The sequence below is a fragment of the Idiomarina xiamenensis 10-D-4 genome (assembly GCF_000299895.1).
GTDB classification, from domain to species: Bacteria; Pseudomonadota; Gammaproteobacteria; order Enterobacterales; family Alteromonadaceae; genus Idiomarina; species Idiomarina xiamenensis.
Window position 1 is genome coordinate 46,897 of sequence record NZ_AMRG01000009.1, and the last position, 22,243, is coordinate 69,139.

21 protein-coding genes are annotated in these 22,243 nt (G+C 50.3%); 13 read left to right on the plus strand and 8 right to left on the minus strand.

The genetic code is table 11. The features are described from left to right. Nucleotides 1–50 precede the first annotated feature (50 nt). From A10D4_RS08030 to A10D4_RS08045, 5 genes are read left to right on the plus strand one after another with little or no spacing between them, the layout of a single operon-like run. Nucleotides 51–1,568, plus strand: a complete 1,518-nt coding sequence (locus tag A10D4_RS08030) for a murein transglycosylase (protein ID WP_156812110.1) — start codon at nucleotides 51–53, stop codon at nucleotides 1,566–1,568. Next, nucleotides 1,534–2,007, plus strand: a complete 474-nt coding sequence (locus A10D4_RS14085; protein WP_237738537.1) for a lytic transglycosylase domain-containing protein — start codon at nucleotides 1,534–1,536, stop codon at nucleotides 2,005–2,007. The genes A10D4_RS08030 and A10D4_RS14085 overlap by 35 nt, the downstream gene beginning before the upstream one ends. Nucleotides 2,008–2,065: 58 nt before the next feature. Continuing rightward, nucleotides 2,066–3,349: a Xaa-Pro dipeptidase gene (pepQ, locus tag A10D4_RS08035; RefSeq protein ID WP_008488862.1), complete on the plus strand. Its 1,284-nt coding sequence runs from the start codon at nucleotides 2,066–2,068 to the stop codon at nucleotides 3,347–3,349. 4 nt (nucleotides 3,350–3,353) lie between these two features. Next, on the plus strand, nucleotides 3,354–3,965 hold the full coding sequence (locus A10D4_RS08040) for a YigZ family protein (RefSeq protein ID WP_008488864.1): 612 nt from the start codon (nucleotides 3,354–3,356) through the stop codon (nucleotides 3,963–3,965). A 1-nt stretch (nucleotide 3,966) separates the two neighbouring features. Further along, entirely contained in the window at nucleotides 3,967–5,418 is a 1,452-nt protein-coding gene (locus tag A10D4_RS08045; RefSeq protein ID WP_008488865.1) for a TrkH family potassium uptake protein, read from the plus strand. 27 nt (nucleotides 5,419–5,445) lie between these two features. On the opposite strand, the gene trkA is transcribed toward A10D4_RS08045, so the two are convergent. The 4 genes from trkA to def are packed head-to-tail and all read right to left on the minus strand — an operon-like array spanning nucleotide 5,446 to nucleotide 9,627. Continuing rightward, entirely contained in the window at nucleotides 5,446–6,822 is a 1,377-nt protein-coding gene (gene trkA / locus A10D4_RS08050) for a Trk system potassium transporter TrkA (protein WP_008488866.1), read from the minus strand. Then, entirely contained in the window at nucleotides 6,819–8,171 is a 1,353-nt protein-coding gene (rsmB, locus tag A10D4_RS08055) for a 16S rRNA (cytosine(967)-C(5))-methyltransferase RsmB (protein ID WP_008488867.1), read from the minus strand. Before rsmB ends, trkA begins: the two co-directional genes overlap by 4 nt. Then, nucleotides 8,168–9,106 (minus strand): methionyl-tRNA formyltransferase, encoded by a 939-nt coding sequence (fmt, locus tag A10D4_RS08060; RefSeq protein ID WP_008488868.1) that lies wholly within the window; start codon nucleotides 9,104–9,106, stop codon nucleotides 8,168–8,170. The genes rsmB and fmt overlap by 4 nt, the downstream gene beginning before the upstream one ends. A 2-nt stretch (nucleotides 9,107–9,108) precedes the next feature. Then, nucleotides 9,109–9,627, minus strand: a complete 519-nt coding sequence (gene def / locus A10D4_RS08065) for a peptide deformylase (protein WP_008488869.1) — start codon at nucleotides 9,625–9,627, stop codon at nucleotides 9,109–9,111. A gap of 65 nt (nucleotides 9,628–9,692) precedes the next feature. Between def and dprA the strand changes: the two genes are divergently transcribed. The 5 genes from dprA (at nucleotide 9,693) to hemF (ending at nucleotide 13,445) form a co-directional block, all read left to right on the plus strand. Further along, nucleotides 9,693–10,769 carry a DNA-processing protein DprA gene (gene dprA / locus A10D4_RS08070; protein WP_008488870.1) on the plus strand — a complete coding sequence of 359 codons (1,077 nt, stop codon included), beginning with the start codon at nucleotides 9,693–9,695 and terminating at the stop codon, nucleotides 10,767–10,769. Nucleotides 10,770–10,771: 2 nt separating this feature from the next. Then, on the plus strand, nucleotides 10,772–11,245 hold the full coding sequence (locus tag A10D4_RS08075; RefSeq protein WP_008488872.1) for a DUF494 family protein: 474 nt from the start codon (nucleotides 10,772–10,774) through the stop codon (nucleotides 11,243–11,245). Between the two features lie 174 nt (nucleotides 11,246–11,419). Next, nucleotides 11,420–11,938 (plus strand): DNA topoisomerase family protein, encoded by a 519-nt coding sequence (locus A10D4_RS08080; RefSeq protein WP_237738536.1) that lies wholly within the window; start codon nucleotides 11,420–11,422, stop codon nucleotides 11,936–11,938. A 32-nt stretch (nucleotides 11,939–11,970) separates the two neighbouring features. Continuing rightward, the gene (gene tsaC, locus A10D4_RS08085; protein WP_156812112.1) at nucleotides 11,971–12,522 is read left to right on the plus strand and encodes an L-threonylcarbamoyladenylate synthase type 1 TsaC; all 552 of its coding nucleotides are present in this window, start codon (nucleotides 11,971–11,973) and stop codon (nucleotides 12,520–12,522) included. 2 nt (nucleotides 12,523–12,524) lie between these two features. Beyond that, a complete protein-coding gene (gene hemF, locus A10D4_RS08090; protein ID WP_008488875.1) occupies nucleotides 12,525–13,445 on the plus strand; it encodes an oxygen-dependent coproporphyrinogen oxidase in 921 nt (306 codons plus the stop codon). On the opposite strand, the gene A10D4_RS08095 is transcribed toward hemF, so the two are convergent. Next, nucleotides 13,442–13,867 (minus strand): group II truncated hemoglobin, encoded by a 426-nt coding sequence (locus A10D4_RS08095; RefSeq protein ID WP_008488876.1) that lies wholly within the window; start codon nucleotides 13,865–13,867, stop codon nucleotides 13,442–13,444. The genes hemF and A10D4_RS08095 overlap by 4 nt on opposite strands. On the opposite strand from A10D4_RS08095, the gene aroE reads away from it, so the two are divergent. Next, nucleotides 13,866–14,702: a shikimate dehydrogenase gene (gene aroE / locus A10D4_RS08100; RefSeq protein WP_008488877.1), complete on the plus strand. Its 837-nt coding sequence runs from the start codon at nucleotides 13,866–13,868 to the stop codon at nucleotides 14,700–14,702. The two genes, A10D4_RS08095 and aroE, sit on opposite strands and share 2 nt — an antisense overlap. A gap of 32 nt (nucleotides 14,703–14,734) precedes the next feature. Next, on the plus strand, nucleotides 14,735–15,484 hold the full coding sequence (locus A10D4_RS13655) for a TetR/AcrR family transcriptional regulator (RefSeq protein ID WP_008488879.1): 750 nt from the start codon (nucleotides 14,735–14,737) through the stop codon (nucleotides 15,482–15,484). Between the two features lie 4 nt (nucleotides 15,485–15,488). Here A10D4_RS13655 and A10D4_RS08110 read toward each other — a convergent pair whose 3' ends face one another. Then, a complete protein-coding gene (locus tag A10D4_RS08110) occupies nucleotides 15,489–17,150 on the minus strand; it encodes a VRR-NUC domain-containing protein (RefSeq protein ID WP_008488880.1) in 1,662 nt (553 codons plus the stop codon). Nucleotides 17,151–17,554: 404 nt separating this feature from the next. On the opposite strand from A10D4_RS08110, the gene polA reads away from it, so the two are divergent. Beyond that, entirely contained in the window at nucleotides 17,555–20,317 is a 2,763-nt protein-coding gene (gene polA, locus A10D4_RS08115) for a DNA polymerase I (RefSeq protein ID WP_008488881.1), read from the plus strand. A gap of 326 nt (nucleotides 20,318–20,643) precedes the next feature. On the opposite strand, the gene A10D4_RS08120 is transcribed toward polA, so the two are convergent. Both A10D4_RS08120 and yihA read right to left on the minus strand, forming a co-directional pair. After that, on the minus strand, nucleotides 20,644–21,576 hold the full coding sequence (locus A10D4_RS08120; RefSeq protein WP_008488882.1) for a DMT family transporter: 933 nt from the start codon (nucleotides 21,574–21,576) through the stop codon (nucleotides 20,644–20,646). Further along, on the minus strand, nucleotides 21,566–22,210 hold the full coding sequence (gene yihA / locus A10D4_RS08125; RefSeq protein ID WP_008488883.1) for a ribosome biogenesis GTP-binding protein YihA/YsxC: 645 nt from the start codon (nucleotides 22,208–22,210) through the stop codon (nucleotides 21,566–21,568). The genes A10D4_RS08120 and yihA overlap by 11 nt, the downstream gene beginning before the upstream one ends. Nucleotides 22,211–22,243: the final 33 nt, after the last annotated feature.

A 22,243-nucleotide genomic window follows, 5' to 3' on the forward strand; every position in this document is an offset into this window, starting at 1 on the left:
GCGCGAAAGCTGTCACTTTTCAATGACTATTTAAACATGCGTTTGAATATATGAAAGTATTTGTTCAGGCATTACTCATTTTTAGTTGTATGGTCAGCTTTACGGCTGTTGCCGATAGCGACTCGGTGCAGTTTGATAGCGAACCATACAGTACAGAGCAGGCGGCCATACGCGGTCAGCAACGGGCGTTATTCGAAAAGGCAGAATACGCCGCCAAACGCGGCCGTATGCTGGAATATCAGCGCTTGTTACAGCAATTAGACGACTACCCGCTGACGCCTTATTTGGAGCTTATCCGCTTACAGCGGGTCGGTTATTTGGCCAATGAAGACCGCGTTGTGGCGTTTTTAGAGCAGTATCAAGGCTCGCCGCTGGATTGGCAGTTGCGCGGTCGCTGGCTTGATTATTTAGCTAAAAAAGACGAGGGTGAGCGCTTTTTGCGTGATTTTCGTCAGCCCGGGTCGACCGAACACCAATGTCTTTATCTGACTTATCAGCACCAGCAAGGCATAGACGCGGCCACCTTCAATACAGCGGTAAAAAACTTATGGCTGCACGGCGAATCGTTGCCCTCCGAGTGTGATCCGGTGTTTGCGCTCTGGCGAGAACAGCAGCAATTAACGCCGGCGCTGGTATGGCAGCGTATACAGCTGGCCGCAGAGGGCGGTAGCCACTCCCTTATCCCATATTTACAAGGGCTTTTACCGGAACCGCAACGTTATTTGGCTGACCGCTATTACGAGGTGCGTCGTGATCCTAGTCAAGTGAGTCATCTGCAGCGTTATCCGGGTCAGTTTCCCGAACAAGAAGCTGAAATCATTACCTATGCGTTACGTCGGTTAATCTGGCGCGATCCTGATTTAGCTTTAGAAACGTTTAAACAAGCAGCCCGTAAAGTTGCTTTTAGTTATGAACAGCGGCAACGTATTTATGATGCCTTTGCGGTGGCGCTGAGTGTCGAAGAACATCCGCAAGCCTTAGTTTGGCAACAACGCATTCCGCCGGAAAACCTGTCGGAACGAGTTTTACAATGGCGTTTAGCGGAGCTGCTACGGCAGCAGGATTATGCCGGTTTATTACAGTTGATCGGGCGTTTACCGAGTACTGTGCAACAAGGCAATATATGGCGTTACTGGCGTGCCCGAGCACTGGAACAGGAGGGCGACCCCTTAGCTGCACAAGGGCTGTTCATGGATTTAGCCGACGAACGGCATTATTACGGTTTCTTGGCAGCCGCTTGGTTAAAACAACCGGTCAGTTTGGCGCAGGACCCCATACAGGTGGCGCCCACTGTGTTACGCAAGATTGTTAACATGCCCGCGGCACAGCGCGCCTACGAATTTTTGCAGTTAGAACGGCCGGTGGCGGCGCGCCGCGAATGGCAATATTTGCTTTCGCAGTTGTCGGTGAGTGAGCAGCAGGCTGCCGCGATTGTCGCTAATCAATGGGGTTGGCACGATCAGGCTATTTTCGGTTTGGCGCAGGCTGGCTACTATGACGCCGTTAAGATCCGCTTTCCGTTAGCCTATTATGATGATTTACGGCGGGGCGCCGAACAAGGATGTTAACTGGGCATTAGCTATTACTCGTCGGGAAAGTGCGTTTCGTAATGATGCTTATTCGAGTGCCGGGGCGCGCGGGCTGATGCAAATACTACCGAGTACCGCTAAGTATTTGCATAAAAAGTCGGTGTCGCGGCTGGAACTGCATAATCCGAGTTTGAATACGCGCTTAGGCACCGCTTATCTGGGGGATTTAAAAGCGCGTATGAACGGTAATTGGGTGTTAGCGACCGCCAGTTATAACGCGGGGTACTACCGTGTACGAGATTGGTTACCGGACCAGCCGATGCCCTTAGACATTTGGATTGAGCTGGTGCCTTATCACGAAACTCGCGATTATTTGAAAGCGGTGTTAGCGTATCAGCAGATTTATCAATTAATTAATGGTGGTAACGAGAACATCTTTGATGCCTTGGTCGAGATGACCATTAGCAAACAGGATTAATCGTGAAAAACCTGATTTGGCGACCCTGATGTAAACAACATAAGGCGAGGGCAGCGCGATGACCCCAGCTTGGCTTGAGCTTGCAACGCTGTACCAAGACCACATACAACTGCTGCAACAACGTTATCAACAAGCGTTAGCGCGAGAATCGCTGACCACCTTGGCGATTCATGCGGGACAGCTAAAACGGCATTTTTTTGATGACCGGGTATACCCATTTAAAGCCAATCCCTATTTTTGCCAATGGTTGCCGCTGCCACAACAACCGCAGAGTTGGCTGGTATTACGCGAGCAGCAAGCGCCATTATTAGTGATCCATGCTACGCCCACCGAAAAGCTGTTGTTACAACCCTTATTACGCCAATTGCAGGGGTTAGGTTGGTTAATTGATTACATCAACACGCCGGAGGCCATCGAACGCTTTCTGCCTTATCATAAGCAGCAAGCGGCTTATTTAGGCGAGCATATCGATGTGGCAAAGGCGCTGGGTTTTGAGCACATCAATCCGGAATCGCTGATCAACTTTTTAAATTACCGACGCGTAATTAAAAGCGACTATGAGTTAGCCTGCATCGGTAACGCTGCACGTCGTGCACTTGCTGGCCAAGAATTAGCTGCACAAGCGTTTACTGGCGGCGCGTCGGAGTTTACTTGTTGGTTAGCTTACTTACGTGGCAGCGGCTTACGCGAATCCGAATTACCCTACGCTGTGCAGTTGCAACAGCGGCAAAGTGCTGGACAACGACTGATGTTGATTGATGGTGGCGCTGATTTTGCTGGTTATGCTGCCGCTATAACGCGAACTTATTGCACGCGTGATGATGACGCCGCCGACTTAATGGTGGCTCTTGAGCAAGTTACCTTGGCTTTGGTCGGGCATTTAACCCCAGGTACTGCCTATGCTGACATCGAATCGTTAGCGCAACAGCAGTTAGCCAATTTACTGTGCGCATTCGGGCTGATTAAACTGGCGCCTGAGGACATTGTTGAGCAGCGTTTAACACAATACTTTATGCCTTACGAAAGTGCTTGTTTAGTGGGCTTACAAGCGCGTGATGTGGGCGCCTATTTGGCTGACGAACGCGGTACACCGATCCCGCCGCCAGCGCATTTACCGCAGCTTAAGACGACGCTGACGGTGGCGCCGAGGCAGGTGTTTCGTATCGGTATGGGTGTCTATTTTATTGACAGTCTGCTACAAAGACTGGCAGAGTCGCGCCACCGTCGACAAATCGATTGGCAACGAGTCGAACAATTTCGATTGTTAGGTACCATTCGCGTCGAGGATAATGTAGTGGTGCGAGCGAACCATAGTGACAATCTGAGTCGAGTAGCAGGATAACTTAGTGGCTGGATACCCGATACCGGCGCGTGATCATGAACACGAACTGGTGATTAAACAGAGTCGATTTATTGCCTGTGTGGCAGCGGTAGCCGACAGTGCGGCTGCGCAACAGTTTTTGTTGCGTGTAAAACAACGCTGGCCGGGCGCGAGCCATTACTGCACGGCGGCCATTGCTGGGGCGCCAGAAGACAGTCAAAGTTACGCTTGTAGCGATGATGGTGAGCCCTCGGGAACGGCGGGCAGGCCGATGCTGAATGTTCTACTGAATCAACGTATCGGCGAGATTGCGGTGGTCGTGGTACGTTATTTTGGTGGTATTAAGTTGGGCACTGGCGGCTTGCAACGTGCATACACGCAGGTGGTCGTCGAGAGCTTAAAGAGCTTACCGGTTAGTCATCGGGTTGTGCGTCGGCGTTACCAATTACGTTGCGATTATGCTGACCAAAGTGCCGTTGACTATGTACTACATCGTCATCAAGCCATGTTAATTGCTAGCGATTATGGTGCCAGCATTCACTTGACCATCAGTTTGGAGCCTGAAAAACGCGATATGTTAGACACCGATTTGTTGGCGCAGACGCAAGGACGAGTGCAGACCGAGGCGACCGGCTGATATGCGTTATCGTGGCATTTTACGTATTCTTGGGATGCTCATTGGCGTCTTTTCTTTCACGCTATTGCCGCCTGCGGTGGTGGCGTTAATCTATGGTGACGGCGGTGGACTAGCGTTTATTGCCAGCTTTGTCATCAGCTTGATTATTGGCTTTTTGGTATGGAATCCGCAGCGCCACGTGCGCACCGACTTAAAGGCGCGTGATGGTTTCTTATTGACGGTGCTGTTTTGGACGGTACTGGGTGCGGTTGGTACCTTACCCTTTATTTTGACCACCGAATTGCCGTTGTCGGTTACCGACGCCGTGTTTGAATCGTTTTCTGGCCTCACCACCACCGGTGCTACGGTGATTACCGGTTTAGATAGTTTGCCACACAGCATTCTGTTCTATCGGCAGCAACTGCAATGGTTTGGTGGTATGGGTATCATCGTGTTAGCGGTGGCCATTTTGCCGATGCTGGGTATCGGTGGCATGCAGTTGTATCGGGCGGAAATGCCGGGGCCGTTAAAAGACGCCAAAATGACTCCCCGTATCGCCGACACGGCTAAACATTTGTGGTTTATTTATTTGTTTTTAACCATCGCTTGCGCCAGCGCTTACGCCTTTGCTGGCATGAGTTGGTTTGACGCCATTTGCCATGCATTTTCGACGGTCGCGATTGGTGGTTTTTCGACCCACGATGCCAGTTTGGGCTATTTTGCCAGCAGCCAAATTAATATGATTTGCGTGGTGTTTTTGCTGTTGTCGGGGGTTAATTTTGCAGTGCACTATGCCGCAGTGACACAACGTTCGCTACTGATGTATTGGCGCGACCCTGAAAGCAAGGCCTTTATCGTTATTTTGTCGGTGCTGATGCTGGTGGTGTTTTTCACGTTACTTTCGCACGACGTTTACAGCAATACCGAACAAACCTTTGACCAAGCGCTATTGCAGTCGGTTTCAATCAGTACAACCGCGGGTTTTGCGACCGCTGACTTTTCCGCCTGGCCGGTGTTTTTACCTTTACTCTTGTTGTTTGCCAGCTTTATTGGCGGCTGCGCCGGTTCCACCGCGGGTGGCTTGAAGGTGATCCGGGTATTACTGTTATACCGTCAGGGCATTCGTGAACTGAACCGCTTAGTGCACCCGAAAGCGGTTTATTCGGTGAAATTAGGCAATCGTGCATTACCTAACCGTGTCATCGAGGCCATTTGGGGCTTCTTTTCGGCTTATGCGTTGGTGTTTGTGGTCGTCATGCTGGGCTTGCTGGCGGTTGGCTTAGACGAAGTTAGTGCGTTCTCAGCCACCGCTGCCTGTTTGAATAACTTAGGGCCGGGGTTGGGCAGCGTCGCCGCCAACTACGCCGATGTACCGGGTTTAGGTAAGTGGTTTTTGGTGATTGCTATGCTGTTTGGACGCTTGGAAGTGTTCACTCTGTTGGTGCTATTCACACCAACATTTTGGCGTTCGTAATTCCCTAGCTAGCACAGTAGCCCAACGTTAAAAGAACATGGCGCTGGGCTGGAATAACCGCTCGACCTCGCCGATATACTTCTTATCGACTAAGAACAAGATGACGTGGTCGTCAGACTGAAGAATGGTTTCGTTATGTGCCATCATCACCTCGTTACCGCGCACCACGGCACCGATAGTAGTGCCCGCTGGCAGCTTAATGTCGCGGATGGCTTTACCAACCACTTTCGAGGTATTTTCGTCGCCGTGGGCGATGGCTTCGATGGCCTCGGCAGCACCTTTACGCAGTGAGTAAACATTCACAATGTCGCCACGTCGGACGTGCGTTAGCAGTGCCGATACCGTGGCGCGTTGTGGCGAGATAGCGATATCGATATCGCCACCCTGAACCAAGTCAACGTAGGCATTACGCTGAATCAATACCATGGTTTTTTTGGCGCCCATGCGCTTGGCTAACATCGCCGACATGATGTTGGCTTCGTCGTCGTTAGTTACCGCAATGAATACATCGGTATCTTCAACGTGCTCTTCCATCAGCAGCTTTTGATCGGAAGCATCGCCGCAGAACACTAAGGTGTGCTCAAGTTGTTGAGATAGTAATTCGGCTCGTTCTTGCGAGCGTTCGATTAGCTTAATGCGATGGTCGTCTTCAAGACGTTTAGCTAACCCTGCGCCGATATTACCACCACCAACAATCATGATACGGCGATATTGATTCTCGAGCTTTTGTAGCTCTTGCATCACGGTGCGTACGTAACGGGTATCGGCAATAAAGAAAATCTCATCGTCGGCTTCGATAACCGTAGTACCCATGGGCTTGATCGGTTGTCCTTGACGGAAAATGGCGGCAACCCGGGTATCAATATTGGGAATATGCTCGCGTAACGTCGAGATAGCATGACCAACCAGCTTGCCGCCGTAATAGGCTTTAACCGCTACCAAGCTGGCGCGGCCACTGGCGAACTCCATGACTTGTAACGCTCCTGGGTAGTCGACCAGGCGTTTAATGTAACTGGTCACTAGTTGTTCCGGCGAGATGATGTGGTCGACTGGAATATCTTGATTGTGGAATAGCTGATCTTTAAAACGGATATATTCTTCTGAGCGAATACGCGCGATTTTGGTCGGCGTATTGAACATGGTGTAAGCGATTTGGCATGCGATCATATTAGTTTCGTCGCTGCTGGTCACCGCTATTAGCATGTCGGCGTCTTCAGCGCCGGCACGACGCAGGGTATCGGGATGGCCGCCATGGCCGACTACCACACGTAAATCGAACTTATCTTGAAGCCCTTCTAGCAGGCGAGTATCGGTATCGATGATAGTGATATCGTTGCGCTCACCGACCAAATTTTCGGCCAATGTTCCACCCACTTGGCCTGCGCCTAAGATAATGATTTTCATGCTTGTTTTTCCATCACTGCGTAAAAGAAGCCATCGCCCTCAGCTGTTCCCGGTAGGCGCTGCCAGCAACCCTCAAGGACACCCGCAACAGGGTTATCTGCTGTTGCAATAGGCAGTAGTCGGGCATCCGCATGCCGTGCTAAGAATGCCGCTATTTGCGCACTGTTTTCATCGGTTAAGACCGAGCAGGTGGCATAAAGTAAGCGTCCGCCAACGGCTAGTGTCGGCCACAAGTTATCCAGCAAGCGCTGTTGAGTAGCTGTTAACGTAGCGATATCGTCAGCGCGGCGCAACCATTTGATATCGGGGTGGCGACGAATAACACCGGTAGCCGAGCAGGGTGCATCTAGCAAAATGGCTTGAAACGGCTGTCCATCCCACCAACTATCGGTAGCCGCGGCATCGGCGCAAACTAACTGGGCCTGATAACCGCCGCGCTTTAGGTTTTCGTCGACGCGTTGCAGGCGACGCTCGTCGACATCTAACGCGGTCATGCTTAACTCGCCGTGGCAATGCTCTAGCATGTGGACGGTTTTGCCGCCAGGTGCCGCACAGCAGTCTAATACGCGCTGACCGGTTTGTGGTTGTAGCAAGGCTGCGCAAGCTTGGGCGGCAACATCTTGTACCGAAACGTCACCCTCAGCAAAACCTGGCAGCTGCTGTACTGCGACAGCGTGTGTTAACCGCAGTGCTGACGCAACATGTGGGTCGGCAACACTATCGATGCCTTGCTGTTGTAAGCGCTGCTGATAGTCGGTGCGTGTTTGTTTAGCTAGATTAACCCGCAACCACATGGGCGCTTGTTGATTATTAGCCTGCATAATGTCGGTCGCGCGTTGTTGCCCGTAGTTGTCAATTAAGCGCTGTTGTAGCCAGCGCGGATGAGCTAAATCATCGCTATCAACTTGCTGTTCGATGCTGGCTTGATTACGCAGAAAGTTACGTAGCACGCCGTTTACCAAGCCCTTGTGACGTGGCAATTTGAGTAACACGGCGGCTTCTACGGTTGCTGCAACGGCGGCATGGGTTTGCGTATTTAAACCGACAATTTGATAAATACCGACCAGCAATAAGTAATGCAGCGGCTTCATTTTAGCGCGTAAGGGCTTTTCTAATAACGCATTGGCGTAGGCATTGTAACGCGGTAAGTGACGTAGTACGCCGTAGCAAATTGCTTGAGCTAAGGCCTGATCGCGCGCATTTAACTGCTGTTGACGGCTAGCTTGTGGCAGGGCATCGCTTAATGAACGACCATTTTCCAATACCTGAAACAAGGCTAAGGCTGCGACAGCACGACTTTGCGCACCGGATGCCTGCGTTTGAGAGGATGCTTTAGCGGATAAATTCACAATAATGATTGTCCTGGGCTAAACCAGTCGGCCCGACCATTAAGCGCATCGGCAGCGCTCATCGGCTTTTTCCCGGGTGGTTGCAAGCGCGTGATGGCAAGCGCTTGGTCTGCGGTCTGCACGACAATGCCGTGTTTGTCAGCGCGCAAAATTTGGCCTATTGGAGCCTTGCTATCGCCAGCGACAACTTCGGCTTGTTGCACTTTAATTATGTGTCCAGCAACACTAAACCATGCACTGGGCCAAGGCGTGAAGGCGCGCACGTTACGTTCCAATTGCGCCGCCGATTGCGACCAATCAAACTGGCCTTCTTCTTTGCTAAGTTTTTTCGCGTAGGTGCTAAGCGAGTCATCTTGTGCTTGCGCCTGCTGTTGTCGCTCGGGTAACGCTAGCAGGGTATTGACTAACGCCTGCGGACCTAGCTCTGCCAGCTTACTGTATAAGCTGGCGCTAGTGTCGTCTGGACTGATAGGGCAACGTTGCTCTAGCAACACTGGGCCGGTGTCTAAGCCGGCTTCCATTTGCATGATCGCCACGCCCGACTCTGGGTCGCCGGCCCAAATAGCACGCTGAATTGGCGCTGCACCGCGCCAACGCGGTAATAACGAACCGTGCACGTTGATGCAGCCAAACTTGGGTATATCTAACACCGCTTGCGGCAATAGCAAACCATAAGCAACCACCACCATGACGTCGGCTTGGTATTGGCTTAAGCGTTGCTGGCTATCGCTAGCTTTCAGACTCAACGGCTGTTCTACGGGAATATCGTGCTGTATGGCGAGCTGCTTAACCGCACTGGCTTGCAAGTGTTTACCACGTCCAGCGGGGCGATCAGGCTGCGTATAAACGGCTACCACCTCTAGTTCGGGCTGAGCGAGTAACGCCGCTAAATGACGTTCGGCAAATTCTGGCGTACCGGCGAAAACAATGCGCATGTTTAAGCGTCCACCATCTTCTCGCGTAAGCGTTGCTCTTTTTCTAATTTTTTGCGGATGCGCTCACGCTTTAATGGCGATAAGTAGTCGACGAACAGTTTACCGTTCAGGTGGTCGATTTCGTGTTGAATACAAATTGCCAATAGGCCTTCGGCGGTTTTACTAAAACGCTCGCCGTGTTTATCTAACGCCGAGACGGTGACTTTACTAGCGCGTTCAACTTTGGCGTAAACGCCGGGAAAAGAAAGACAGCCTTCTTCGTTGGTGAAATCGCCCTCAGACTCTGTAATCTCAGGATTGATAAACACCAGTGGCTCGTTCTGATCTTCGCTACAGTCAGCGACGAACAATCGCTTATGAACATCGACTTGGGTTGCAGCCAACCCCACACCTTGCGACTCGTACATAGTCTCAAACATGTCGTCAATCGTCGTGCGCAGCGCCTCGTCGACTTGTGCGATGGGCTCTGCCACGGTGCGTAACCGTTCATCGGGATACTTTAATACTGCTAACTTTGCCATATCAATCATCTTGCTTGCTTCAACTACACTAATTTTAGCGCATTTTGGGGGGTAAAAGACAGTCCATGCAACAACGACTATTGGCATTGGCGATGGCGCTAGCCAGTGCGCCAATTCAAGTACAACGGCGCTGGGCGCCGATGTTAACGCAGCGATCATCGCAAGCAGCGATTATCGCTATCGAGCAAGACGTTGATATTCAGCGGCGAGTCGTGCCATTACAGCGGCTTGCCGAGCGTTTTCTTGGCGTGAAGGGGCGAGGCTGGACGCACATCGGTTGTCGGGATTATCCGACGCTGTTACGAGAAATTAAGAGACCGCCCGTTATCTTGTTCTATCACGGCGATATCCGTTTAGCACAGCAGCCTGCGGTGGCTATTGTGGGTAGCCGAAAAGCATCAACAACCGGTTTGCATAACGCGGCTTGGCTGGCTCAGCAGTGCTGTCAACGCGGCTGGGTGGTGGTAAGTGGCTTGGCAATGGGAGTCGATGCTGCCGCGCACCGTAGTGCATTGGCGCATGGTCGAGCCATCGCCGTACTCGGGGTTGGGTGCGATTATATTTACCCACGCCGCAACCGTTTGCTACAACAGCAGATCGCGGAGCAAGGGCTGTTGTTAAGCGAGTTTATTCCAGGAAGTCCGGCAAAAAGCGATCATTTTCCGCGCCGCAACCGTATTATTAGTGGATTAAGCCAGGTAACGACCGTAGTGGAAGCCACGCTCGCCAGTGGTTCGATGACGACGGCGGCTTATGCACTGGAACAGAATCGAGATGTCGCCGCCTTCAGCGGTTCCATGTGGAACAGTGCGTACGATGGCTGTCATCGGTTGATTCAGCAGGGTGCGTTTTTGATGACAGGCGAGCAAGGGCTGGATGAATTATTACCGATACTTGAAAAACAGCCGCAACCGGTCGTTAGTTCGCAAAAACCGATGAATAAGGCACCGAGTAGCGACAATAAAGGCTTGGCAAGCCAGAAATTGTTAGCTAATGTGGGAAATGAAGCAACATCATTAGACCGTCTGGTTGAGCTTACTGGATTGTCCATAGCCGAAGTCAGTGAGCAAATGTTGTTGCTTGAAATTGCTGGTCGTGTTGAAGCTGTTCCGGCTGGCTATATAAAAATGGGGAGGCGCTGACGATGTTTGATATCCTCATGTATCTGTTTGAAAACTATATTCATTCAGAAACGGAAGTGGTAGTAGACCATGATGAACTGACCGAAGAACTGACCCGTGCAGGTTTTCATCGTCAGGAAATCTATAAAGCCCTTGCTTGGTTAGAGCGGTTAGCTGACTTGCAAGACAGTCAAAGTAAGCCTTATCTGACGCAGTCACCGGCGACCTCAACTCGGGTTTACACTGCCGATGAAATGGCTCGTATGGATTGCCAGAGTCGCGGCTTTCTGATGTATCTGGAAAGCTTAGGTGTGCTTGATTTTAGTACGCGCGAAATGGTCATCGATCGGGTCATGGAGCTAGATACGCCGCAATTTACCATCGACGACTTAAAGTGGGTGGTATTGATGGTGTTGTTTAATGTTCCCGGTCACGAAGCGGCTTACGACCAGATGGAAGGCCTGCTCTTTGAAGAGGCTGACGGCGTCTTGCACTAGTCGATAACCGGCGCTGTAGCCAAACAGCGGGGTTTATCTCAATACCGTCACTGCGGTGGCGGTAATCACTTTTTCTCGCTGATTTTTACGACTTTCAATGTGTTATCCTTATATCTTTGCTATCCGTACCGTTATTATTCGGCTTGCTAATTGATTAATGCGCGGGAGTTTGTCGTGAGTCTTGAAGCTAATGAGAAGCCCTGTCCTGAATGTGGTGCCGCGATGCGAATCAAGCATGTTGGTCAGGACAGTTTTTGGGCTTGTAGTGCATACCCCAAATGTCAGCACACCCAGCCGTTGCATGATAGCCAGTTAGAGCCTCAAAGCTTAGGCGTTGAATGTCCGCAATGTGGTGGCGAGTTACTGCTAAAGCAGGGCCGCTACGGATTTTTTGTTGGCTGTGCGAATTTTCCTGATTGTCATTTTGTTGCCGAAGCTGACAGTCCTGAGCAAACCGAGGTTGACTGCCCTGAGTGCGAATCCGGGCGACTGGTAGAGCGCACCAGTAAGTATGGCAAGCGCTTTTATGCCTGCAACCAATATCCCAGCTGCCAATTCGCGGTTAATTATCCGCCTTTAGCGAAAGTTTGCCCCGCCTGCGATTACCCAGTAATGATGAAAAAGCAGCAGCAAGGGCGAGCGCAACTCGTCTGTGCGCGAAAATCGTGCGGTCATAAATTGGAAGACGTATAATTAAGCTTTTTAATGGCTGCGGAGTAAAACACATCATGCATGATTGGCAGGCGGCACGAGAGGCCTTTGCAACAGGGCTGATTGCTTATCCGACCGAAGCCGTATTTGGACTCGGTTGTGACCCTCGAGAAGACGTATTTTTACAGCAATTGCTTGATCTAAAGCAACGCCCTCAAGAAAAGGGCTTTATTCTACTTGCCGCTGACTATAGTCAATTGCTACCTTTCGTTGACGACAATGCCATTCCCCAAGACAAACGCTTTAGTGTGTTTTCTCACTGGCCGGGTCCGGTGACGTTGCTGTTACCTGCACGACAATCGGTTTCGCCCTTATTACGTGGGCAATTCGATACTATCGCCTGTCGCGTAACCGCTTATGAACCTGCCCGGGAGCTGTGTCGTCAGCTTAATAGTGCGATCGTATCGACCAGTGCTAACCGGCATCAGCAGCCGTCTTTAACCAGCTTCGAAGCGGTTAAGACGGAGTTTAACGACGAACTGGCTTGGGTAATGGATGACGCAGTGGCAGGCGCAAGTTCGCCGTCTACCATTATTAATCCTTTAACCGGTCAGGTGGTTCGTTAAACATGAGTGAACAGCAGTTAGCGCCTGTCAAAGCCTACTTAATGGCCTTGCAGGATAAGATTTGTCAGGCTCTGAGTGAAGCCGATGGTGGCGCCGCGTTCAGCGAGGACAGTTGGCAACGTGATGGCGGCGGCGGCGGGCGTTCACGCATCATTCGAGATGGTCAGCTATTCGAACAAGGTGGGGTTGGTTTTTCGCACGTTTTTGGCGAGAAAATGCCAGCCTCAGCAACCGCGCACCGTCCCGAGTTAGCCGGTCGTAACTTCAATGCCTGTGGTGTGTCGTTGGTTATGCACCCACACAACCCGTATGTACCGACGTCACATGCTAATGTGCGCTTTTTTATCGCCGAAAAGCCGGGTGAAGAACCCGTTTGGTGGTTTGGTGGTGGGTTCGATTTAACGCCTTTCTACCCGTTTGATGAAGATATTCTGCACTGGCATCAAGTCTGTAAAGACGCGTTGGATGCGTTTGATGAAGCACTTTATCCGAAGTTTAAAAGTTGGTGCGACGAGTATTTCTTTTTAAAACACCGCGATGAAACTCGCGGCGTTGGCGGTATTTTCTTTGATGACTTGAACGATAGACCGTTTGACGAGGCTTTCGCGATCATGCGTGCCGTTGGTGACGCTTATTTAACGGCTTATTTACCGATTGTCGAACGTCGCAAAAACCTGCCGTATGGCGAGCGCGAGCGACAATTCCAGTTGTATCGTCGTGGTCGTTACGTCGAATTTAATCTGGTATGGGACCGCGGTACGCTATTTGGTTTGCAAACCGGTGGTCGCACCGAATCGATTTTGATGTCGATGCCGCCGTTGGCGCGTTGGCAATATCAGTGGCAAGCCGAACCGGGTACGCCGGAGTCGATGTTAACCGACTATTATCTGCATGCGCGCGATTGGTTAAAGGTGCTCGCTTAGCAATTGATCATATGATGGGCGAGTGCAGTAAAACGACTACGTAATTGCATTTTCAACAGGTCGTCTTGCACTTGCTCATCTAATACCCGATACATACAGTAAAGCCATTGATCACGCATCTTTTCGTCGATACGGAAGGGTAAATGGCGAGCGCGCAAGCGTGGATGACCGTACTTTTCCTCAAATAAGTTGGGCCCGCCCAACCAACCGCTTAAAAACTCAAAAAACTTTTCGCGAATGGCAGTTAATGGCTGCGGATGTATGGCTAACAACTCTGCTGCTTGCGGATCTTGCTCCATAATGTCATAAAAGCGATTAGCCATAGCTTTTACACCCACTTCACCAGCCAATTGTTGGTAGGGTGTGGTCACCGCATCGGGTGTGTCCGGTGCTGCTTTTTTTCGTCTTAGTAGATTAAACATGAATCGATTTACGCTATTTGGAAATCCGGTCAGTCATAGCCGTTCGCCGCTAATTCATCAAGCGTTTGCTAATCAGCGTCGAGAACAACTGAATTATTGCTGTAGTTTAACATCGACCGGGCAGTTTCGTCGCGCGGTCGCCAGATTCTTTCGCGAGGGGGGCGCTGGCGCTAATGTGACTACGCCGTTTAAAGGCCTAGCTTATCAACTCTGTAGCCATGTCACGGTGCGCGCGCAACAAGCCAAAGCGGTCAATACTTTGGTGCCATTAGGGCACGGACAATTATTGGGAGACAATACCGATGGTTTAGGGTTAGTTGCTGATCTGCAACGTGATGGCGAGCGTTTGACCGGTTTGAGCGTCTGTATTTTAGGCGCTGGCGGCGCCGCGCAAGGGGTCATTGGAAGTTTACTGGCGGCTGGGGTAGCGCAGATCACCTTGGTTAATCGAACTCACCATAAAGCGCAGCGGATTGCGGCGCTGTGGCAGGCTCGCGGCGCGCCGGTGCAAGCAGCAGCAGAGGTCAGTGCTTGTAGTGCTGTCGACTTGCTGATAAATGCAACCAGCATGAGTTTGCAAGGCGAGCGCGTTTGTCTACCTAAGCAGTTGGTCAAGTCAGAGGGACGCGTGTACGACATGATGTATGGTCAAGCCGCGCAGCAGTTTCTGCAATGGGCGGCTGATTGTGGCATCAAACGTCGGCAAGATGGTTTAGGTATGTTGGTCGAGCAGGCAGCTTATAGCTATGTATTGTGGCATGATGGCAATAAACCCGATACCAACCGAGTACTAACGCAGTTGCAACAGCAACTGGGCGAGTCACCGAATCGCTAACGTCCGAGTGATTCATGGCAATGGAGGCGGCAATGAACAAAGAGTCTGGGGGCCAGGTAGCGGGTGCTCATCAACGAGCGCGACAACCAAAACAGAAAGAACAACGACGCGAGAGCATTTTGGCGGCCGCCACTGAACTATTTTTAAGCCAGCCGCAGCAGCTACCTACCGCCGCACAAATCGCACAGCGTTGTGGCCTGGCAAAGGGCACGCTTTACCTCTATTTCGATAGCAAAGAGGCGATCTACTTAAGCTTATTGGAGCAGGCCATCGCGGGCTGGTTTGAGCGTGTTCAGCGCGAATTAAGACGTCCTCAGGTCGAGGGTCTTGAGGCATTAGTCGAGCTGCTATTGAGTTGCCAGCTACAACCGTTGTTGCTGCCGTTAGCGAGCTTGACGCTAACGTTAGAGAATGGTCTCGGCAACCATGATTTATTAGCCTATCGCACGCGCCAAAAGCAGCGTTTTAAACAAACCGCCGAAGCGATTCAGCAATACTGTCGTACTACCACATCGAACCTTTCATCTCCGTCAGCGGCTGTCCATTCGGCCTTGCCGCCGTTATGGCAAAGCTACGCACAATTGATCGGGCTGTGGCAGGTGACGCAAACACCTACCCAGTTGGCTCGTGTTAGGCAATCACCGATTAACTTATCCTCCGCCGTAAGCTTTGATGAATCAAGTAAGTATGTACTCACTCTTATCTGGCAGTCATGGCTACAAGCTGGGCCCGATAAGTCACAAAAGCAAGGTTTGGTGCAGCAATTATTTGGCCGCCGTTAACGGTTTAATCGCACCAACTCACGTAACAGACCTGAATGGTTAGCTGAGCCGCTTGCAGCCTTGCTAGCCAACGTCGTTGATGACTTTGCAGGCGATCGCCTGGGCCTTTGACCTCGATGAGCTTGATGCCGTGCTGCGGATGAAGCAACCACAAGTCAGGAAAACCGCTACGATGGTGACGATAGTCAAACGCCAGATATTGCCAAATATATTGCCATTGAGTCGGCGTTAAGGCGTTAAACCACGTGCTAATTAATGTTGCCGTTAGGCGCGGCCAGACAACGAAGTCGTTAGCGATACCGTGCTTGTCATTGAAATGACTGAGCATGTTGGCTAGCACTTGCGAAGGCTGCTGCTGTAATTGCTGCCAGCGTTGCTCGAACAGTTGCCGTCGGCGATGATAAAAGCGCTGACTGAGTAAATCACGGGGTGCGCGTTGGAAGGGATGACAAAATGCCTGTGTTTGGTCACTAAAAATAATGTCCCAACACGCCAAACCGTAAAGACTGAGTGGTAGCCAATTTTCACCGTGAATGCCTTGCCAACCCTGCTGTTGATAGTGTGCCAGCACCGCTTGCTCGACGTCACTGTTGGTGGGCAGATTCAACTGCTGTTCCGCTACTGCGATGGGGCGCGACGGAGACCACGGTTGTCGTAAGGCTTTGGCTAACTGCTTAGCGACGCTTTTTAGGTTTTCGACTTCCTCGATATTCCAAGGATCTTCGCAAATTTTTTGATACAACCGCCATGCTGCTTGCAATTGCCCTTGCTTTGCCAGAATACGAACTTGTCGTTCGCGTGCCGGGTGGCGTTGACTCAATTGATACCATTGCAGAGCACTATCGAGTTGCTGTAATCGTTCCAGATGGCGAGCTATACGATTACTGATACGCGAGCTTTGGCTGACCACGAGTAAGCTATCACCAATTGCGGGTCGCGCTAATAGCAACTGTTGGGCGAGTGCGATTTGCCGTTGTGGATCGGCGTCGGCCTGTCGCCAGCGCTGCTTTAATTGTTGCCAATCGGCATACTGCTGTAACGCTTGCCGATCGGGGAAAACCGCGTCGTCGCGAATGGTATATTGCTCATAGCGGACATGCCCCAGTGCGGTTTTGGTAAACTCCGTCAGATCTTGATAGGCGTTGCCAAAGAACAATAATTGAAAGCGCGCAAATTGTCCGGCGATGGTCAGCGCAAACCAGTGAACCGGACTTTTTGGAGCAACGCTCAAACTGTCGAAGTGATTAGCTAAGTCTGAGATCAGTTGTGCTTTGCTGGTGCTTTTTATCGTTGTCAGTTGATAGCGATGGCTGACATCAAATAATTCTGATTTGAGTAACAATGGCAGCCATTGCTGGTAGGGAAAGTCATCACCGCTCACCAACCAACCGAGTTGCTGTAGTTCGCTGATAGCGTTATTGACATCGATTTCTGGGTAATCAAGCTGAGGGCGCCGGAATAATGTCGGCTTGCGCGATAGCATACGTACTAATAAGCACTGGCTATCGCGGCTTAACGCTTGAAAGCGATGATAGTCTCGGCGCATATCTTCGTCGAGTAACGGGCGATGATGTTGGTACACCCATTCGAGCAAAAAGCGATAATTGTCGCGATAATAATCGACGCTCAACGGTTGTGCTGGATCACCGATAGCAGGCTGTTTCACTGGCTCATACTCTGTTGCTCTTAAATCCTTCTTTAGTTACAGCTAAACGTTCTAAAAATGATCAAATACAGTGCTGGATCATTTGCGGCAGTGTGGTAGTCTAGCTCTCTTGTTTTGTTACGCTGTTAACGAACAAGTCGCCGTACAATTGCAGTTTCCACAGCTGCAAATAATAACATAAGAAAAGTAGTACGGGATCTAGCAGTTGTTTAAATCCCTTTTAATACAATACTTTATGTTTTAATCATGCTGTTGAGCTTTATTGTCTCAACCGGTAGAATTTTCCCTTGTCAACAGACTTATCCACAGCATGTTCAAGTTTAAGCCGAGCGCCTTGCTAGCGTCTGCGGCGCGCCTGTGGCATGCTTAGCGCATTCTTTTTTGACCGTCATTGAGATCCCCGCATGAGCCTTCAGGTCCCCGAAAATCCGTTTATTTTAGTCGATGGTTCTTCTTATCTATTTCGTGCGTTTCACGCGCCACCGCACCTGACAAACTCCAAAGGCGAAGCGACTGGGGCAATTTATGGTGTGGTTAATATGCTGCGTAGCCTGTTAAAGCGTTATCAGCCATCACATATGGCGGTGGTATTTGATGCGAAGGGGCCAACTTTTCGCAACGATATTTACAGCGAATACAAAGCCCACCGACCACCTATGCCCGACGAATTGCGACGCCAAATTGAACCCTTGCACCAGATTGTTGAGGCGATGGGATTACCGTTACTGTGTATCGAAGGTGTCGAAGCTGACGATGTGATCGGTACGCTATCGCGGCAAGCTAGCGAAGCAGGACGTTTCACGCTGATTAGTACCGGTGATAAAGACATGGCGCAGCTGGTGAATGAGCATGTCATGCTTATTAATACGATGACTGATACCTTGTTAGACGGTGATGGTGTATTTAATAAATATGGGGTTAAACCTGAGCAATTTATCGATTACTTAGCGTTAATGGGGGATAGCTCTGACAACATTCCAGGGCTACCGAAAGTGGGTGAAAAGACCGCGCAAGCGATGTTGGCGGGATTCGCTTCGGTGGAGCACCTGTATGAAGATCCTGACGCGGTCGCCAGTCTGAGTTTTCGTGGGGCTAAGTCGATGCCTGAAAAATTGCGAGAGCATCGTGAGCAGTTACTTATGTCCCGCGAGTTAGCCACCATCAAGCTGGATGTCGAAATACCCCTAACGCCCGATAAACTGACGATTCAAACCGCCGACCGTGACCGCCTAGTCGAGCTATATGGACAGTGTGAGTTCCGTCGTTGGTTAGGCGAAGTGTTAGAAAGCGGGGCGGCGACCGACCAAGCCTTGGGCGAACAACCATCAGAAAGTGTCGAAACCGGTATTAGCCGTGATGGCTATCAAACGGTGCTCACCGAAGCGGCGTTTAAAGAATGGTTGCAACGTTTAAAAGATAGCGATTACTTTGCGTTTGATACCGAAACAACCTCATTAAATTATATGGAAGCCGAGCTGGTTGGGGTGTCGTTAGCGGTGAAAGCGGGTGAAGCTGCTTATATACCGGTTGCTCATGATTATCCTGATGCGCCGCAGCAACTCCCACGAGATTGGGTATTGGAGCAGCTTAAGCCGTTGTTAGAGGCTCAAAAACCGAAAAAAGTCGGACAAAATCTAAAGTACGATAGCCATATTTTACGTCGCTATGACATTCGCCTGCAGGGGATTTTAAATGACACCATGTTGGCCTCATATGTCTTTAATAGTGTCGGTTCACGGCATGACATGGACACACTCAGTTTACACTATTTGAATCATAAGCCGATTAGCTTTGAGGCTATTGCCGGTAAGGGCGCAAAACAACTGACTTTTGACCAGATCCGTTTAGATGAAGCCTCGCCGTACGCGGCCGAAGATGCTGACGTGACATTACGTTTACACGAGAAGCTTTGGCACGAGGTTCAACAACAAGCGTCACTAGTACCGGTATTAACCGATATCGAGGTGCCATTACTGAGCGTTTTGTGTGATATGGAGCAGCGCGGTGTGCGCATTGATGCTCAGCGTTTGCATCAACAAAGCCATGAATTGGCGACGAAATTAGATAAACTGGAAAAACAAGCCTTCGAGATGGCGGGTGAATCATTCAACTTGGGCTCGCCTAAGCAGTTGCAGGCGATTTTATTTGAGAAGCTTGAGCTACCGATTATCAAAAAGACACCGAAAGGTGCCGCATCAACCGCCGAAGATGTGCTGCAAGAGCTGGCTCACGATTATCCGTTGCCTGAGGTGATTTTGCAGCATCGCAGCATGTCGAAGCTAAAATCGACCTATACCGACAAGTTGCCGAAGATGGTCAATCCGCGTACACAACGCATCCACACCTCATATCAGCAAGCGGTCGCGGCCACCGGTCGGTTATCTTCAACTGAGCCGAATTTACAAAACATTCCGATTCGAACCGAGGAAGGGCGACGCGTGCGGCAGGCGTTTGTGGCCGCTGATGGTTATAAAATTGTCGCTATCGATTACAGTCAAATCGAATTACGGATCATGGCGCATTTGTCGCAAGACAAGGGCTTACTAGAGGCTTTCGCAAACGGTCAAGATATTCACCGAGCCACCGCTGCCGAAGTGTTTGGTTGCGAGGCTGAAGCCGTTAGTGCCGAGCAACGTCGGCGCGCGAAAGCCGTTAACTTTGGTTTGATTTACGGTATGTCAGCTTTTGGTTTATCACGCCAGTTAGATATTCCGCGTTATGAAGCACAACAATATATGGATAAGTATTTCGAGCGTTTTCCGGGCGTATTGACCTATATGGAAAAAACTCGCGAGCAAGCAGCGGCGAAAGGGTATGTCGAGACTATTTATGGTCGACGTCTGCATTTACCTGATATTAATGCGCGTAACGGTGCCCGTAGAAAGGCTGCCGAGCGTGCAGCCATTAACGCGCCGATGCAAGGCACCGCCGCCGATATCATTAAGAAGGCGATGTTAAAGGTGTCTGCGTGGTTAAAACAGCAGGCCGACTCGGTCGATGCATGGATGATCATGCAGGTGCACGATGAGTTGGTATTTGAAATTAAAGCTGATCAAGCCGAAAAAGTGACTCAACAATTAGTCGAAGTGATGGAGTCGGCGGCTAACATTGACGTACCTTTAATTGCCGAAGCGGGTATTGGCGAAAACTGGGATGAGGCGCATTAACGGAATTTTTGCAAAGAAGTTGCGCATTAATTGAACTTCTTTACAGAGGCCGAGTCAGAATTACTGAGGCGGACGGAAAGCCTCACGAGATGTTCTCTCCCTGGATTAGTAAGGACTTTAGCCCGGCCAATTTGGCCGGGTTTTTTTATGTCTGGCTTTAATTAGCAAGATTAATAAGTGCTCAGTTGCGCCCGTCAGCTTTGACTTTTATTGAAAGTTAATTAGAATGGCGGGCGTGTTCAGTGATGGACACACCCTGTTGTAAACAAGTAGTGATCTTTCGCTTCATGAGATATTTGCGAGGCAGCCGATGCATATTATGTGATTTAGTTGGACGTTTCGGACTCGCGCTCAGGGTGTCCTGCTAAGCCGCTTCGGGCACGCTTATTGGCTATCCATACGCCGGCCAGAATTGTCACCATACCCAATCCGTGTTGCAACCAGAAAGGCTCGCCATCTAATACCCCAAGTAGCATGGCGACTATTGGGATCAAGTAAGTGACCGAGCTGGTAAATACGGTGTTGGTCAGTTGCACCAAATGATTAAAAATTACCAATGCAGCGGCGGTACCGACGATGCCTAAAAACAAGATAGCGACTAACGATAAAGTACCTTGTGAGGTTTCTGTGTGCGCTAAAAAATCGGTGCCTGCGAACAAATAAACGACCGCAGGTAAGCTCACTATCAACAGTGACACGCCGGTGATGGTGATCGGGTGTAAATCGCTAATGTGGTGCTTAATCAAGTTCAGATTTAAGCCATAACAAATGGTCGCGACAATGACTAATAGGGCGTAGCTATTGACCGTTAAAGCGCCGCTGGCACTGGCAGTGATCAATAATGTGGAACCACATAAACCAATGATCAAGCCAATGACTTGGCGCCGATTTAACGATTGTTTAAAGAACAATACGCCTAAACTTAAGGCGGCCAACGGCGTGAATGCGTTCAATACACCGGTGACACCGCTATTGATTTGGGTTTGAGCCAGCGCAAACATAAATGCCGGAATGAGGCTACCGACCAAACCGACACAGACCAGCTTTGGCCAATGTGAGGCGCGTAAGTGGCGTAATCGATGCAAAACGAACGGCGCCAGCACTAAGCCTGCTGCGGCAATTCGCAGAGCCGCTACTTCCGTCGCGGTATAAGCCAGTAAACCCTTTTTAATCAATAAGAAAGAACCACCCCATATTATCGCTAAGAGGAACAGTAACGCCCAAGCCTTCGCTGGGATAGTTTGCTCACTATTCATCATCAATGGGGGCAACTTGTGAGCCGTCAGCGAGTGCATCAAACCAGTCATGGAGCTTCGCTTCTAATGCTGGTAAACCGGTTTTCTTCAATGATGAAAACGCTTCAACGGTGACATCACCGTTGAAGGCGAGCGCCGCTTCGCGCGCTTTTAACAGCGTCGAACTCCGCGCACCTTGCTTCAATTTATCGGCTTTGGTGAGTAGCGCTAGCACCGGAATTTGACTGGCAACCGCCCAGTAAATCAATTCTTGGTCGGCTTCGCGATAAGGATGGCGGATATCCATTAACACCACCAAACCCTTTAGCGAACGCCTTTCTTGTAAGTATTCGCTCAGTGATTGTTGCCATTTTTCTTTCACCGCCATCGGTACTTTGGCAAAACCATAGCCCGGTAAGTCGATTAAACGTTTGCCAGGCGTTAACTCAAAGACATTGATCAATTGTGTGCGACCGGGCGTTTTACTAGTACGAGCTAGACTTCGTTGTCGGGTCAGCGTATTCAGTGCACTTGATTTGCCAGCGTTTGAGCGCCCAGCAAAGGCAATCTCGATACCCTCGTCGGCGGGTAACTGGCGGATGTTTGGCGCGCTAGTAATAAACTTAGCGTTTTGAAAAACAAGACTGTCGGAAGCCACGGTTACCTCTTAATTGGCGGGAAAGCGACGTGT